The sequence below is a fragment of the Stenoxybacter acetivorans DSM 19021 genome (genome assembly GCF_000745895.1).
In the GTDB taxonomy this organism is placed as follows: domain Bacteria; phylum Pseudomonadota; class Gammaproteobacteria; order Burkholderiales; family Neisseriaceae; genus Stenoxybacter; species Stenoxybacter acetivorans.
Genome location: NZ_KN050771.1, coordinates 1 through 15,589, shown reverse-complemented (window position 1 = coordinate 15,589; position 15,589 = coordinate 1). Strand labels below are relative to the sequence as shown.

At 46.7% G+C, this 15,589-nt stretch carries 14 protein-coding genes and 1 tRNA gene; 10 read left to right on the top strand and 5 right to left on the bottom strand.

The features are described 5' to 3' along the window. Positions 1-182: 182 nt before the first annotated feature. The 3 genes from Q384_RS11130 to Q384_RS11120 form a co-directional block, all read right to left on the bottom strand. Entirely contained in the window at positions 183-542 is a 360-nt protein-coding gene (locus Q384_RS11130) for a roadblock/LC7 domain-containing protein (RefSeq protein WP_037588214.1), read from the bottom strand. Positions 543-750: 208 nt separating this feature from the next. Further along, positions 751-1,758: a DNA polymerase III subunit delta gene (holA, locus tag Q384_RS11125; RefSeq protein ID WP_037588212.1), complete on the bottom strand. Its 1,008-nt coding sequence runs from the start codon at positions 1,756-1,758 to the stop codon at positions 751-753. A 2-nt stretch (positions 1,759-1,760) separates the two neighbouring features. Beyond that, on the bottom strand, positions 1,761-2,243 hold the full coding sequence (locus Q384_RS11120; protein WP_037588355.1) for an LPS-assembly lipoprotein LptE: 483 nt from the start codon (positions 2,241-2,243) through the stop codon (positions 1,761-1,763). A gap of 127 nt (positions 2,244-2,370) precedes the next feature. On the opposite strand from Q384_RS11120, the gene Q384_RS11115 reads away from it, so the two are divergent. From Q384_RS11115 to Q384_RS11105, 3 genes are all read left to right on the top strand, one after another. After that, a tRNA-Leu gene (locus tag Q384_RS11115) sits at positions 2,371-2,455 on the top strand. Between the two features lie 263 nt (positions 2,456-2,718). Continuing rightward, the gene (locus Q384_RS11110; RefSeq protein WP_037588209.1) at positions 2,719-4,401 is read left to right on the top strand and encodes a glutamine--tRNA ligase/YqeY domain fusion protein; all 1,683 of its coding nucleotides are present in this window, start codon (positions 2,719-2,721) and stop codon (positions 4,399-4,401) included. Positions 4,402-4,419: 18 nt separating this feature from the next. Beyond that, the gene (locus Q384_RS11105) at positions 4,420-6,666 is read left to right on the top strand and encodes a UvrD-helicase domain-containing protein (protein ID WP_037588207.1); all 2,247 of its coding nucleotides are present in this window, start codon (positions 4,420-4,422) and stop codon (positions 6,664-6,666) included. Positions 6,667-6,858: 192 nt separating this feature from the next. On the opposite strand, the gene lolA is transcribed toward Q384_RS11105, so the two are convergent. Then, the gene (lolA, locus tag Q384_RS11100) at positions 6,859-7,458 is read right to left on the bottom strand and encodes an outer membrane lipoprotein periplasmic chaperone LolA (RefSeq protein WP_245608552.1); all 600 of its coding nucleotides are present in this window, start codon (positions 7,456-7,458) and stop codon (positions 6,859-6,861) included. 382 nt (positions 7,459-7,840) lie between these two features. Between lolA and Q384_RS11095 the strand changes: the two genes are divergently transcribed. From Q384_RS11095 to Q384_RS11085, 3 genes are read left to right on the top strand one after another with little or no spacing between them, the layout of a single operon-like run. Next, positions 7,841-8,512 (top strand): CsgG/HfaB family protein, encoded by a 672-nt coding sequence (locus Q384_RS11095; protein WP_211251112.1) that lies wholly within the window; start codon positions 7,841-7,843, stop codon positions 8,510-8,512. Positions 8,513-8,530: 18 nt separating this feature from the next. Further along, complete coding sequence (locus Q384_RS11090; RefSeq protein WP_051940943.1) at positions 8,531-8,896, top strand: DUF4810 domain-containing protein; 366 nt, start codon at positions 8,531-8,533, stop codon at positions 8,894-8,896. Then, positions 8,893-9,564 carry a DUF799 domain-containing protein gene (locus Q384_RS11085; protein WP_037588202.1) on the top strand — a complete coding sequence of 224 codons (672 nt, stop codon included), beginning with the start codon at positions 8,893-8,895 and terminating at the stop codon, positions 9,562-9,564. Before Q384_RS11090 ends, Q384_RS11085 begins: the two co-directional genes overlap by 4 nt. A 154-nt stretch (positions 9,565-9,718) precedes the next feature. Here the strand turns inward: Q384_RS11085 and Q384_RS14430 are convergent, their stop codons facing one another. After that, positions 9,719-9,850, bottom strand: a complete 132-nt coding sequence (locus Q384_RS14430; protein WP_281174543.1) for a hypothetical protein — start codon at positions 9,848-9,850, stop codon at positions 9,719-9,721. A 27-nt stretch (positions 9,851-9,877) separates the two neighbouring features. On the opposite strand from Q384_RS14430, the gene Q384_RS11080 reads away from it, so the two are divergent. From Q384_RS11080 to Q384_RS11065, 4 genes are all read left to right on the top strand, one after another. Next, the gene (locus tag Q384_RS11080; protein ID WP_037588192.1) at positions 9,878-10,723 is read left to right on the top strand and encodes a class II glutamine amidotransferase; all 846 of its coding nucleotides are present in this window, start codon (positions 9,878-9,880) and stop codon (positions 10,721-10,723) included. 144 nt (positions 10,724-10,867) lie between these two features. Next, positions 10,868-14,494 (top strand): SNF2-related protein, encoded by a 3,627-nt coding sequence (locus tag Q384_RS11075; protein ID WP_037588189.1) that lies wholly within the window; start codon positions 10,868-10,870, stop codon positions 14,492-14,494. Between the two features lie 101 nt (positions 14,495-14,595). Continuing rightward, positions 14,596-15,183 carry a phosphatase domain-containing protein gene (locus Q384_RS11070; protein ID WP_037588186.1) on the top strand — a complete coding sequence of 196 codons (588 nt, stop codon included), beginning with the start codon at positions 14,596-14,598 and terminating at the stop codon, positions 15,181-15,183. Between the two features lie 224 nt (positions 15,184-15,407). Beyond that, positions 15,408-15,589, top strand: a 182-nt coding sequence (locus Q384_RS11065) for a transposase family protein (protein WP_037588185.1), incomplete at its 3' end; no start/stop codon positions are given.

Below are 15,589 nucleotides of genomic sequence, written 5' to 3'. Positions count from 1 at the left end.
AAACAAAAAAATTTTGTTTTTTTCAAATATTAAACCCATTACCCAAGTGAAATTGTATTATTTAGTAATGGGTCTGTTTCTAAAATATCACAAAAAAAGCCAAGATTGAAATACATCAATTTTGGCTTTTTGTTTTTCAGGCAGCTTGCAGAATCACTTTCAGGCTACCTGAAGATATTGTTTTAAAATTCAGTGGCAATTTCTTTGATGGCACGTTTGGCTTCGTATAAAACCAAACCCAATTTCGCGTCTTCTGTGGTGGAGATGGCGAGTAAAATGAAATCATTTACTTCAAATAACAACATATAGCCGTTATTGGCATGAATAATGGCATGGTCCAATCGGCCTTCCAATACTTCTTTGGAAGCCCTGCTGCCTAAAGACAAAATTGCGGCAGACATTGCACCAATACGATCTTCGTCAATACCCGCACGAAGCGCACTCACAATAGGCAAACCATCCACGGACACCACTGCCGAAGAAGTAATGTCTTCGGTGGCATTCAGGTTTTCTAAAATTGTTTTGATGGCATCATACTTCATGGTGTTCGTCCTAATCAAGTACTCGTTCTGCACGCAAAAATCAATTGACGCATATATTTTGCGTATATTTTGATTGAGTGATATTTTACTTGATTACGGATTATAAGTAAAACAGGGAATTGTAATTTTAGAAATAATATTGTATTAAATGCAGACTGCCGTCTTTGCGTCAGTTTTCGCTATGCAGAACCATTCGATAAGCCGAAAATCAGCTTGCCAAAGTCATCAGCAAATGACGAATACCCGACCAAGCGTTGCCGTTTTCCGCGCCTTTAATGCAGCGATCAATGCGGGCGCATTCTTGCAATGCGGCAAGCAGACGCCGGATACCAATGCGCTTTGCCGCTTGCGGTGCAAGGGTTTGTTTTTCACCCCACAACCGCAAACTACCGCGTACTTCAGCGATGTTTTGACCTTGCTTTAATGCTGCCAAAAGCCGAATCAATGTGCGAATGTCTTCGCTCACCGCCCACAGCAACAACACCGGTTCGCTGCCGTCTGCTGCCAAGCCGTCGCTTAACCGCGATACCCGTTCGCCGTCGCCGCTCATCCACGCTGATGACAATTGAAATACATCGAAACGCGCCACATTCGCCACGGCTTGTTCGGTATCTGCCAGCGTTACCAAATGTCCTTTGTGTAAGAGCAGTGCCAGCTTATCAATTTCTTGCTTGGCTGCCAGCAAATTGCCTTCCACGCGATCAACAAACAGCTGCAAGGCTTCGGGCTCAATATCCAAACCGTGCCGCGACAGCCGTGTGCGTATCCATTGCGGCAGTGCCGAATCAGTAACGGCTTTTACTTCCACCACGGCGGCGTGTTTGGCAAATGCGGTAAACCATTTGCTTTGGGTTTGTGTCCGTTCCAGCTTGGGCAGCACCAGCAGTACGCATGTATCGGGCGGCAGGTTTTCAGCCAGCCTGAGCAAGGCTTCGCCGCCGTCTTTGCCGACTTTGCCGCCGGGTATGTGAATTTCCAATAATTTCAGTTCGGCAAATAAACCCACTGATTGCGCTTCTGCCAGCAGAGCTGTCCAGTCGAAATGGTTATCAACGGTAAACGACACGCGCTGATAGCCCAAGCGGCGGGCGGCTGCGCGGACGGCATCTACGGCTTCTATGCGCAATAAATCTTCTTCACCGTGAATCAAACAGGCTGCCTGAAGATGATCCGCACCCAAACTTTCCAGCCATTGCGGCAAGCTGAGCGATGGCATATTTACTGCTCCGCCGGCAAATATGCCAAGCGGCGTATCAGTTGTTCCGCCGCATCAAGACGCATGCTTTGCCAGATTTGCACTTCTTCTTCTTGCTTGCCCAACACTTCGCTGTCGGCGTAATCCATGTAACGCGATACCATCACATTCATGGGCTCACCCAAAGCAATACCGCCGTGATAGGCTTGTGAATCCACGCGTAAAGTCAGCAGATATTCAATGGTGTTGCCGCCTAAATTAACGGCTGAAGCGGTTTTGTCTTGCCGGACATTCAATATTTTAACCACTGCTTGAGCGTGCGCTGAATCCACTTCCGCTTGCGGTTGGCGGCGCAAAACATCTTCCAATATGTTTTGCATTGTTCCGCCGCCGTCCACCGCCCATACGCGGTAAGGCAGCCTGACTTGATTGCTGCCCGTGCCTTTTAAATGAAAACCACATGAAATGAGTAAGCAGCTGAGTAGTAATGCAATTGATAATCTCATGGAAATAACCTGTTCGGAATAATTTGTCATTGCGCTGAATTTGAATGGGAAACGGCGGCGCGTTTGGCGAAACACATATTATCTATTATAATTGCGGGAATCTATTATAATTACGCGGATTACTCCAGCGGATGTGGCGAAATTGGCAGACGCACCGGATTTAGGTTCCGGCGCCGCAAGGCGTGAGAGTTCGAGTCTCTCCATCCGCACCAAGCTGTCTGATATTTGGCATCGGTAGGTCTTGTGAAGTATAGCCAAATTCAAGCCGAATTTCCGCAAATTTTTCTGTTGCTTTAAAATACATCAATCGGTTAAACAGAAAACTGCCGCCGAGAACGGCGGTATTTTCGATACACCCTTTCATACTTAATTTGAATATTTTGGAACACATAAAGATATACGGGTTTAGAATACGTGAATCCGCTTGCCTTGTACCTCAAAACCACAATAAATATCCCCCACAAATACCCCCGCCATGATAAATAAAGACCAATTTGCCGATAATCATTTTATTCGCAACATCATTGATGAAGATTTAGCTGCTCAGAGAGCCGTACGCATTATCACCCGTTTCCCGCCTGAGCCGAATGGCTATCTGCACATTGGTCACGCCAAATCTATTTGCCTGAATTTCGGCTTGGCTTATATTTACGATGGTTTTTGCAATCTGCGTTTTGACGACACCAATCCCGAAAAAGAGTCTGACGAATATGTGCGCGCCATTAAAGAAGACGTGCAGTGGCTTGGATTTCAATGGCACGAAGAGCATTTTGCCTCCGATTACTTTGAAACCTTGTATCAATACGCCATTGAGCTAATCCAAGCAGGCAAAGCCTATGTGGACGACTTAGATGCGGAAGAAATCCGCCGATACCGAGGCACACTTACCGAAGCGGGCAAAAACAGCCCTTACCGTGAGCGCAGCATCGAAGAAAATTTAGACCTGTTTCAAAGAATGCGCAGCGGCGAATTTCCCGACGGCAGCAAAACCCTGCGTCTGAAAATTGACATGGCTTCAGGCAACATCAATTTACGCGATCCGGTGATTTACCGCATTCGCCGCGTGCATCACCACCGCACCGCTGATGATTGGGTGATTTATCCGATGTATGACTATACCCACGCCATTTCCGATGCACTGGAGCGGGTTACGCATTCATTGTGTACGCTGGAATTTGAAGCGCACCGTCCGCTGTATGATTGGGTGGTGGAAAACATCAGCATCGACAATCACCCGCATCAATACGAATTTTCGCGCTTGGAATTGCTGTATTCGATTACCTCCAAACGAAAACTCAATCAATTGGTGAGTGAAAACCACGTCAGCGGCTGGGACGATCCGCGCATGCCCACCATTTCCGGTATGCGCCGGCGCGGTTACACGCCCGAAGGTTTGCGCCTGTTCAGCAAACGTGTCGGCATTTCCAAAAGCGAAAATGTGGTGGACATGAGTGTACTGGAAGGCGCAATTCGTGAAGACTTGGAAAATACAGCCCCGCGTATGATGGCGGTGTTAAACCCGATTAAAGTGGAACTCATCAATTACGATGAAGCGCTTACCCAAAGCCGTAGCGCACCTTATCACCCGAATCACCCCGAATTCGGTGAACGTGAAGTACCTGTCAGCAAAAATCTCTATATAGAAGCCGATGATTTTTCCCTTGATCCGCCTGCGGGCTGGCAACGCCTCACTTTAGGCGGTGAAGTACGCTTGCGCTACAGTTATGTGATTAAATGTGAGGAAGCCGTGCAAGACAGCAGCGGGCGGGTGGTGTTGCTTAAATGCAGCATTGACCACGACACTTTGGGCAAAAAACCCGAAGGGCGCAAAGTGAAAGGCGTGATTCATTGGTTGTCTGCCAAACACGCCGTGCGTACCACTGTGCGGCTTTATGATCGATTATTCACCGAATCCCGTCCCGATGCTGTGCGCGGTGCAGACGGTCAATACCGCCCGTTCACCGAATTTCTCAATCCCAACTCCATGACCGAAATCAATGCTTGGGTTGAACCCGTTGCCAACACCTTGCCGCCTGAATCACGTTATCAATTTGAGCGTTTAGGCTATTTTGTTACCGATCGTTATGATCACAGTGCAGAGAAACCCATATTTAACCGCACGGTTACTTTACGGGACACATGGCTGCCTGAAAAATAAATTCAGACTGCCCAAATCATGGAAACCCTAACCGATACCACTTTGCTGCAAGGCTTAAATCCCGAGCAGCTCGCCGCTGTTACCTATCCGCCGCAGGCCGCTTTGGTGCTGGCGGGTGCGGGCAGCGGCAAGACGCGGGTATTGACTACGCGCATTGCTTGGCTGCTGCAAACACACCAAGCCAGTGTTCACAGCATATTGGCGGTAACGTTTACCAACAAAGCCGCCAAAGAAATGCAAACGCGGTTGTCGGCAATGTTGCCGATTTCCGTTCGTGCCATGTGGCTGGGTACATTTCACGGATTGTGCCACCGTTTTTTGCGGCTGCATTACCGCGAAGCCCTGCTGCCCAAAGACTTTCAAATTCTTGACAGCGGCGACCAGCTCAGTTTGATTAAACGGCTGCTCAAAAATTTAAACATTGCCGAAACAGTGCTTGCACCGCGCAGTCTGCAAGGCTTTATCAATGCCCAAAAAGAAGCCGGTTTGCGCGCGGGACAATTGCAGGCAGACAGCAGCGACCCGCATTCACGCAAAATGATTGAATGCTATGCCGCTTATGATGAAATCTGTCAGCGCGAGGGCGTGGTGGATTTTGCTGAATTGATGCTGCGCAGCTTTGAATTACTCAGCAACAACGCTGCTTTGCGCACCCATTATCAAAATCGCTTCAATCATATTTTGGTGGACGAATTTCAAGACACCAACAAATTGCAATATGCGTGGCTGAAATTATTGGCAGGTGAACACGCCGCCGTGTTTGCGGTGGGCGATGATGACCAAAGCATTTACCGTTTCCGCGGCGCGAACGTCGGCAATATGACAACATTTTTGCGTGAATTTCAGGCAGCCGCACCGATTAAATTGGAACAAAATTACCGTTCCGACGGTTATATTCTGATTGCCGCCAATGCCGTGATTGCGCACAACGCCGAACGGCTGGGCAAAGATTTACGCACCGATGCGAACGTGGGCGAAAAAATTCGCTTTTTGGCGGCAAATAACGACGGCGAAGAAGCGCAATTTGTGGTGGACGAAGCCAAAACCTTGCACCGCGAAGGCATTGATTATGCACAAATGGCTGTTTTGTATCGCAGCAATGCGCAATCACGTATTTTGGAACAAACACTGTTCCGCGCCGGCGTGCCTTACAAAATTTACGGCGGCTTGCGTTTTTATGAACGCCAAGAAATCAAACACGCCTTGGCATATCTGCGTTTGGCAATTAACCCGCATGACGATAACGCCTTATTGCGCGTGATTAACGTTCCCGCACGCGGCATTGGTACACGCACTGTGGAAAATATTCAGGCAGCCGCTACTGATGAAAACATTTCTTTGTGGCAGTCCGCCTGTGCTTTTGCCAAAAAACAAGCCAAAGTGTCGGCATTTATCCACATCATCAAACAATTGCAGGAACAAGCCCAAACGGAAAACTTGCCGCAGCTGATGACCGCTGTGATTCACGACAGCGGCTTAATGGCACACTATCGCAATCAAAAAGGCGAACATCAGGAACGCATTGATAACTTGGAAGAATTGGTCAATAGCGCGCTGGTGTTCAATCCGCATGAATCCAGCTTTTTTGAGATACTGCAAACCAGCGAAGCGGGAGAAGCTTTGCTGAGTGAAAATGAAATAGCAAGCCCCACATTTGCGGCACAGGCCTTTTTAAGCAATGCCGCGCTGGAGTCGGGCGAACATCAAGCCGAAAACGGTAAAGATGCCGTGCAGCTGATGACCATACACGCCGCCAAAGGTTTGGAATTTACAACCGTTTTTCTCACCGGCATGGAAGAAGGTTTGTTTCCCAGTGAATACAGCTTGGCAGAGCGCAAAGGTTTGGAAGAAGAACGCCGCCTGATGTATGTTGCCATTACCCGTGCACGCAAGCGGCTGTACATCAGCATGGCACAGCAGCGAATGCTGCACGGGCAAACTCATTTCGGCGTTCCCTCTCGTTTTGTTGATGAGATTCCCGCCGAAGTGCTGCACCCGCTATCACCGCGTAAAAACACCGCGTATCACAGCAATTCACAGCCGGTAGCACTGCGTCAGATTAAGCAGTTGTCAAATACACCGGCTACCGGTAATCCTTTATTCGGCGGTTTTTATATCGGTCAGATTGTTCGCCATGATAAATTCGGTACAGGCGTGATTATTGATGCGTTAAGCAAAGGCGAAAGTGCCAAATTAACCATTAATTTCGGCAAACAGGGCATCAAAAATTTGGACAGTGCATTTGCCAAGCTGGAAGCCGTTTGATTGCGGGCAACGCAATCCGCAATCATTGTTTTCAGGCAACCTGAATCTTGAGATTTGTCATTACGGACGCTGCACGGCATTTCCCGCACGGCAGTTCATATTGTCTTTTTTATAACCCTTGCAACAGCGTTTTGCGCACTGCTTTTCGGTTTATTGCAGCGGTATTGAAAGGGCGTTATTTAGGCCGCCGTTTCATTGGCTGATAATATCCACACCTTTGGGCGGGGTAAAGCGAAAACGCTCCCGAGCAATGGCGGTGTTTTCCTGAATGTTTTTAAAGTGAATCACCGTTTGATTACCGAATTGGTCTTTCAGCTGCAATTGAGTTAATTTGCCTGCCTGAAAACCAATGCGAATATATTGATAATTACTGTTGCTGCTTTTGGGCGCGGCGCGAACATAGCTCACATCATTGTTGCTGCCGTCTTCAGTCAGCGTATACCTGCTGTTTAACGCATTTTTATCAGACAAAATGGCGGCGGGGCTGTCGCCCAAAGACTCGTTTTGTGCTCGTTTGCTCACTTGTGCCAAATCTTGGTCATACAGCCACACGGTTTTGCCGTCGCCCACAATCAATTGCTGATAAGGTTTGTTGTATTCCCAGCGAAATAAGCCTGGACGCACAATCTGAAATTCGCCGCTCGTGGTTTGGGTGCGCTTTTTACCGCTTACGGTTTGAGTAAATTGCCCGCTGATGCTGCTGACGTCGGCATTGAATTTTTGTAAATCATCAATGCCGCCGGCAATAACTGTATTTGCAGAAAAAGAGACAGCAAGTAACAGCAACGCCATTATTTTTTTGCTTGAGAACATAACAATACCAAATCAAAAAAGACTTGTCAGTATAAGCAAAGGCTGCCTGATGAACAATGTTTCAGGCAGCCTGTTTTCATTGATTTACAGAGGGTTTCTGTTCTGAAACATCTGAACAGATTAGCAACGCCCAAAGATGCGTCTTGCCTGCGGCAAACGGTTTCGGTATTCGGCTTGTCCCATGAAACACGGGTTATTCATCATTGCTTATCAATTTATTTGTCATTTACCAAATTTCAAATTGATTTTTTTGTTTACTCTTGTTACATTTTGTAATTCAGTAGCTGAATTTCCGAGATTTGATTTTGGATTCGGAATTTTTTTGACTTATTATTGCTAAGTTCAATAGGAAAAACGACAAATGAATATCATGAAAACAGGGCTGATTCTTGCGGCGGCAAGCATGGCACTGGCGGCTTGTGCCACTGAGTCTTCACGGGTGGTGGAAAATACGCAGACAATTGGTGCGCAAAAGCCTTATCAGGGTGTGCGTACACCGATTGCGGTGGGTAAATTTGATAATCGATCCGGCTTTTTACAAGGCGTTTTTTCCGATGGTGTGGACCGTTTGGGCAATCAAGCCAAAACCATTTTGATTACTCATTTGCAGCAAAGCGGGCGATTTAATGTATTGGATCGCACCAATATGGCGGAAATCAAAGAAGAAGCGGGTATCCGCGGTGCAAGCCAAGCACTGAAAGGCGCGAACTACGTCATCACCGGCGATGTTACCGAATTTGGCAGAAAAGAAGTGGGCGATCATCAATTATTCGGTATTTTAGGGCGCGGTAAATCACAAGTTGCTTATGCCAAAGTGAGCCTGAATGTGGTCAATGTGCTTACTTCGGAAGTGGTTTATTCCGCGCAGGGCGCAGGTGAATTCAGTCTCTCTAACCGCGAAATCATCGGCTTTGGCGGCACAGCCGGCTATGACTCAACCTTAAGTGCCAAAGTGTTGGATTTGGCGATTCGCGAGGCGGTGAATAATTTGGTCGGCAGCATAGACAACGGCGCATGGCAGCCCAATCGTTAATTGTGAAAGAGTGTGTCTATGAAACATTTTTTATGCGGTATTGGTGCTGTCTGCACGGCGGTAATGCTTTCAGCCTGTGGTGCAAATTCCAATAAATCTTTATATTACTGGGGAAATTACCCGGATACCGTCTATAAGGGTTTACAAAATAAACAAACACCGGGCGCGCAGTTGGCTGTTTTACAGGAATATTTGGAAAAAGCCAAGTCTGCAAACCAAGCAGTGGCTCCGGGGGTGTACGCTCAAATGGGTATGCTGTATGTGCAAATGGGCAACAGTGAGCAGGCGTATAAAGCCTTTGCCGAAGAAAAAACAAGATTTCCCGAGTCCGCGCAATTGATGGACTTCTTAATGGGCAATAAAAACAAAGGAGGCATGCAATGAAACGGAATGGTATCGGTTTGGCAGCCATGCTTGCCGCTTTATTGTTGTCGGCTTGCGCCGTGCAGCAAGAACCTTATGACTACACCGCATTCAAACAAAGCAACCCGCGCTCCATTTTGGTATTGCCGCCCATGAATGATTCACCTGATGTAAACGCATCTAACGGAATGCTGGCAAAAAGCGTTGTGCCGCTGGCTGAATCAGGGTATTACGTTTTCCCGATAGCCGTGGTAAAAGAAACTTTTCAGCAAAATGGCTTGAGCGATCCCGGCGATATTCATCAAATATCGTCTGAACGGTTAAATAAAATATTCGGTGCAGATGCTGTTTTGTACATTAAAGTAAAAGAATACGGCAGCAGTTACCAAGTTATTCAAAGCAAAACGCAAGTAACGGCAGAGGCAACTTTGGTGGACGGTAAAACGGGGCAAATGCTGTGGCAAGGAGAGGCAACTGCGTCTGATGCGGGACAAAACCAACAGCAAAACTCGCTTATCGGTGCGTTGGTTAATGCGGTTATCAATCAGGTTGTCAACAACTTATCTGATAAAAGCTATGATGTTGCCGGTTTTACTGCCAACCGATTATTGCAGGCAGGCGGAAATAAAGGATTGTTGTACGGTCCGCGCTCAAAGATGTATTGGCAGAATCAGTTGCCGGCACAATAACTTTGTTTATTAACATGCAAATTGTATAAACCATTTCAGGCAGCCTTTATACAGGCTGCCTGAAAGTTTTGGTCAGGTAAACTCATGGCTGCGGCAAAATGACGGCAAGATACGCTTGCAAAGCCGTATGATGGCGCAGAATAACTTACACGGTTCACCGATTATGACGGTGCAGAGTCAATCGTGCGGAAAAGACAGCGTGCAGCGGTAAATTTGGCTGCAAACCGTTGGCATAACGATAGGCAAATAAACCGAACCGTAAAACCATGTTGTACAATTCACCCATTTACAGCCGCTGCAAAAGGATAAACTCATGTGCCAGCTTTTGGGCATGAACTGCAACACCCCCACGGATATTGTTTTTTCATTTGAAGCCTTTCGCCGCAGGGGTGGAATAACCGATGTGCATGCCGACGGTTTCGGTATCGGTTTTTTTGAAGGCAAAGGCATTCGCTTATTGCATGACGACCAACCCTGCGCCCATTCACCGATTGCCGATTTGGTCAGACAATACCAAATCAAATCCACCAATGTGATTGCTCATATTCGCAAAGCCACACAAGGGCAAATTTCTTTGGCAAATACCCACCCATTTGTGCGCGAATTGTGGGGCGAGTATTGGCTGTTTGCACACAACGGCCATTTGAGTGATATTCAGGCAGCCGCTGATGATGTTTATCACGCAGTGGGCAGCACCGATTCCGAACGCGCATTTTGTTATATGCTCAATCAATTACGCCGGCGTTTTTCAAAAAAACCAAATAAAAATCAATTATTTGATGCCATCAGCGAATTGGCTACCGAATTGCGGGAACGTGGATTATTCAATTTTATGCTCTCTAATGGTGAATGTTTATTGACCCATGCCGGTTCTTTATTGTTCTACATTATCCGCAAAGCACCGTTTGGCGAAGCGCATCTGCTGGACGACGACCTCAGCGTGGACTTTGCCGCCGTAACCACACCGAAAGACAAAGTGGCGGTGATTGCTACTTTGCCCTTAACTGCCAATGAAGTTTGGCAGCAATTGGCGGTGAATGAACTCGTGATGTTTGCCGACGGCGATATTGTGTGCCGCAATACACCGGTGATGCCGCGCTACTTGAGCAAAGAAGAAGGCTTGGCAATCGCACGCGCATACGGCAGTGCCGCCGAATAAATCGCTGAAATACCAATCACCGCATATTCCTCAACCATTTGTATTATGAGACAGCGTCGGCGGCAAGGTACAAAAGACGGCGCAAGTTTTTCAACAGTACCCGCAAGAAATTCTGTTGATTTGACAAGGAAAAATATCAAAGTTATGGCAAAAAAATTTGGAAACACCTGGTGGAGCCGGCAATGGCTGAATGCTTTAAAAAACGTTACTGATGAAAATCGATTGCCGCGCGGAGCCACTTATGCTCGCCAAGGTCATGTTTTATCCATTCGTCTCAAAACACATGGAGAAGTCGAAGCCAACGTAGCGGGCAGCCGTCCCACTCCTTATCAAGTGCGCCTCAAAATCCCCACGTTCAGCACACAACAAATTGATGCTTTGTGCCAAGCCATCAGTAATACCCCCAGTGTTTTGGCAAAGTTACTGAATAATGAACTTGACCCGGCGGTTCTCCAAATTGCCGAAGAATTAAATATTCCGCTGTTTCCCAAAACCGCCTTTACTGAACTTAAATCTGCAAACAAAAATAAACGTTCCCGCCTTGAACAAGACGGGGTCAATCAAAGCTGGCAAATGTCCTGTTCTTGTCCCGATGCTGCCTTGCCGTGTAAGCACCAAGCCGCCGTTTTGTATTGCCTTGGTGAAGAATTGGATCAAGATCCAATGCAGCTGTTCCATCTGCACTATCTGAATTTACCGCAAGAATTGAAAAACCGCGGTACCGAATTTGACAATGATGAGCATTTGCTGATTCCTTTTATTCTTAATGTTTTAGATGTAAGTGAAACGCCGGAACAGGCAGTTTTTCCGGAACACATTTACCGTGGTTTGGATTTTTCGCGCTTACAAAACCATTCCCAAGCCTTGCTGACCCTATTAGAACCTGATCCGCCGTTTTATCCTTTCGGATTTTATCGGCAGGTTTATACCATGCACTTGCGCAATGCCATGAAGCAAGCCAAAAGCATTTTGGAAAAACCGGAACGATTTTCCAAAATGTTGCAAAAAAAACGAATTCGCGATGCCCAAACGACAATAAATCACCACAGCCATTGGCATATTGTGATGAACTTTGATCAAAACGGCGTGTGGCGATTTTCAGTGGACGGTAAAGACGCACAAGGTATGATTATGCCGCGTCTGTTGGAGCAATTACTGCTGCTCAATCCCGCCGACTTGCGCAATCACACCCACCATACGGCTGCTTTGCACCAAGCCTGTTTATGTGCTTTGCATTTATTAAAAAACGGCATGGTGATTCCGCAGCTTGTGAACATCGGCTTAGACTCTCCTCTGATTTCTGTCTTGTGGAAACCCGCGCTGCAAGATGAACAGGTCAGAATCTTGTTGGACGACCTCAGCCAGCGCGTTCCCGCCGATGTATTGATGTGGTGTGCGCCGACTTCTAAAGGCGTGGCTAAAAAACAAATCAACGTGCATGTCAAAAATCGAGGCACCGCTTTGGTCAGCATATTTGCCAACATGTTGATGTTTTTTTGCTATGAAGAGCGCGGTATTGAGCAGTACGACAATGCGCTGTTATTTGGCCTGCAACCTTTTCCGCCCAATGAACGCAAAGATCACCACCACTTCCGTGCCATGCAGCGTTGGCTGTCCCCTTATTATTTGGCAGATTTAAGCAGTAAACCGGTATTACTGATCAGCGAAGAAACCGATGAAAAATTTGGCATTCATTTGGGCATCACCGATCCGAAAAATCCGCAAGCCGAACCGATTTCATTGCAGCAAGTTTTTGCCTTAAAAAAATACGAAAGCCAACGCTTCAGTATTCTGGCAACCTTATCCTTGTTGGAACACTTTGTCCCGCACCTAAGCAACTACATCAATCAGCGTGCTGCCAAACCAATTGTGCTAAATAACCAAGAATTTACTCAATTCTTTGTTGAAATTTTGCCCGCGATCCGGCTTTTGAATATTCCGGTGATTTTGCCCAAATCTTTGCAGCACCTGGTTCGCCCGCAAGTCAGCATGAAAATCAAATCGTCGAAGAAAAGCATCAGTTTTTTAAGCCTTAACGATATTTTGAGTTTCGATTGGCAAGTCGCACTGGGTGATGAATTGGTGTCGCCGCAAGAATTCAAAGCCTTGGCAAAACAAGCCGGTAAACTGGTGAAATTCAAAGGGCAGTATATCTATGTTGATGCAGCGGATTTGGAAAAATTCACCCAAACCTTTAAAGAAAAGCCCTCCGCCGCCGAATTATTGCAAACTGCCTTAAGCGGCAGCTATCACGGGGCAGCCATTTCCTTAAGCGAAGAAGTCAGCGCAATCATTCGCGAATTAACCGAAACCGACAGCATCAGGCTGCCTGAAAACCTGCAAACCACTTTGCGCCCGTATCAAGAGCGCGGCTACGCTTGGCTTTACCGCAACGCCAAAATCGGCTTTGGCAGCATTATTGCCGACGACATGGGCTTGGGTAAAACCGTGCAAGTGATTGCCTTTTTGTTGAAACAGCAAGAAGAAGGTTTGCTTGACAACACCAAGCCGGCCTTGGTGGCAGTTCCAACCGGTTTGCTCAGCAACTGGCAAACGGAATTGGCAAAATTTGCTCCTTCTTTAAATGTGGCGGTCTATCACAGCAGCAAACGCGACTTGAACAACATCAATGCCGATGTGGTCTTAACCACCTACGGTACTGTGCGCAGCGATGTGGAAAAACTGCAAGAGCGTGAGTGGCAAATCATCATCATTGATGAAGCGCAAAACATCAAAAACCACGGAACCAGCCAAAGCAAAGCCATTAAAAACATCAGTGCACCATTGCGCATCGCCATGAGCGGCACACCGGTGGAAAATCACTTGTCGGAATTTTGGTCGATTATGGACTTTGCCAACCACGGCTATTTGAGCAATCTCACCGCTTTTAGCCGAGATTATGCCACCCCGATTATTCAGGAAAACAACCGCCAAGCGGCAGAGCGTTTTAAAAAAGTGACTGCTCCGTTTTTGTTACGGCGCATGAAAACCGACAAAAGCATCATCAGCGATCTGCCCGATAAAATCGAAAAAAACGAATTGGTGCAATTGGTCAAAAAACAAACCGCCCTCTACCAAAAAACCGTTGAAGAAGGCATGAAAGCCATTACCGCCATTGACACCAATGGAGCCGACCACCAAACCCTGTTCAAACGCCAAGGTTTGGTCTTGCAAATGATGTTGGCACTCAAACAAATCTGCAATCATCCGGTGCAGTTTTTAAAAGCAGGCAAAGCTGATGTTGCTTCATCAGGCAAAACCGAGCTGTTATTGACCCTGTTGGACAGCATTGTCCAAAGCGATGAAAAGGTGCTGGTTTTTACCCAATTCAAAGAAATGGGTAATTTATTGGTGCAGATGATTGGCAATCAATTCGGCGAAATTCCAATGTTTTTACACGGCGGATGCAGCGTCAAAAAACGCCAAGAGATGGTGGACTGCTTTCAAAACAGCCGTGCCGACAAAATTTTTATCTTGTCATTGAAAGCCGCCGGCACCGGCTTAAATCTCACCGCCGCCAGCCACGTGATTCACTACGATTTGTGGTGGAATCCGGCGGTGGAAAACCAAGCCACTGATCGCGCCTACCGCATTGGTCAAAAAAACAATGTCATGGTGCATCGATTGATCTGTAAAGACACCTTTGAAGAAAAAATTGATGCCATGATTCGGTACAAACAAGAATTGGCTGAATTAACCGTTGGTTCCGGCGAACACTGGGTCGGGCAACTGAGTAACCAAGAATTGCGCGATTTGTTTCAGGCAGCCTGAAAAATTACCGGTATTGCATTTTGAGAAAACGTAAACTTATCCATTCAACGCATAAAAACTTAATTTGGTTGCTATGACTCTTAATTTAAGATCCAAACAAAATGACACAGCATACTAAAACAGCTCTGCTGATGCCCGCCTTAATCGCACTGATATTAAATTCAGGCTGCCTGAAAGCCGAGCCGTTGGCGGTGGGACAACGCCCCGAAAACTGGGCAGCTGTTGTCAGTGCCGAGCATAATTTGTATCGTGTCAGCAACTGGCTGTATCGCAGCGAGCAATTAAGCCGTGCCGATGCGGACGAATTGCGGCAATTGGGCGTGAGCCGGATCATCAATTTACGCAGCCGCGATAAAGATGCCCAAGAATTCGGCGGGCAAGGTTTTCATTTAACCCACGTGCCGATTCACACATGGAAGATCAGCCGCAACGATGTATTAGCCGTGATGCGCCATTTACAAGCCGCACACCAACAAGGGCAGAAAGTATTGATTCATTGCTACCACGGCTCAGACCGCACCGGCACGATGGCGGCGATGTATCGAATTGTGTTTGAAAACTGGACGATTGACGCAGCGGTTGCCGAAATGAAACATGGCGGCTACGGCTTTCATTCGATTTGGGGTAATATTGACGATTTGTTTACGCCTGATAATATTGCTTGGTTAAAAACACAGTTGGCACATTAATGCTTTTTTAAGACTTCAACGAAATTGTTTATATAAACTTATTTGGTTGGCGGTGCGTGATAAGTTATTGAGTTTGCCCGTATCCGACCGCGATTGGGTGATCGTGGGTTCAAATGCAGTTAACATGATTTTAAATTAGCTGGAGTATACTTAACAATAAACAAAGGGATGTATACAGACCAACAGCATTTACTTTTTTCCATAAAAGCCATAACCCATCGCCCATGAGTACAACAAAATTAAAAGAAGCTGTTTCAGGCTTATCCGATCCTCGCCGTCCTTACGGAAATCTTCGGCACAAATTGGAAGATATTGTTATTATTGGATTATTATCAGTTATTTGCATGGGTGAAGATTTTGTTGATATGGAGATGTTTGGGCGGGAACGGGAAGAAACGTTACGAAC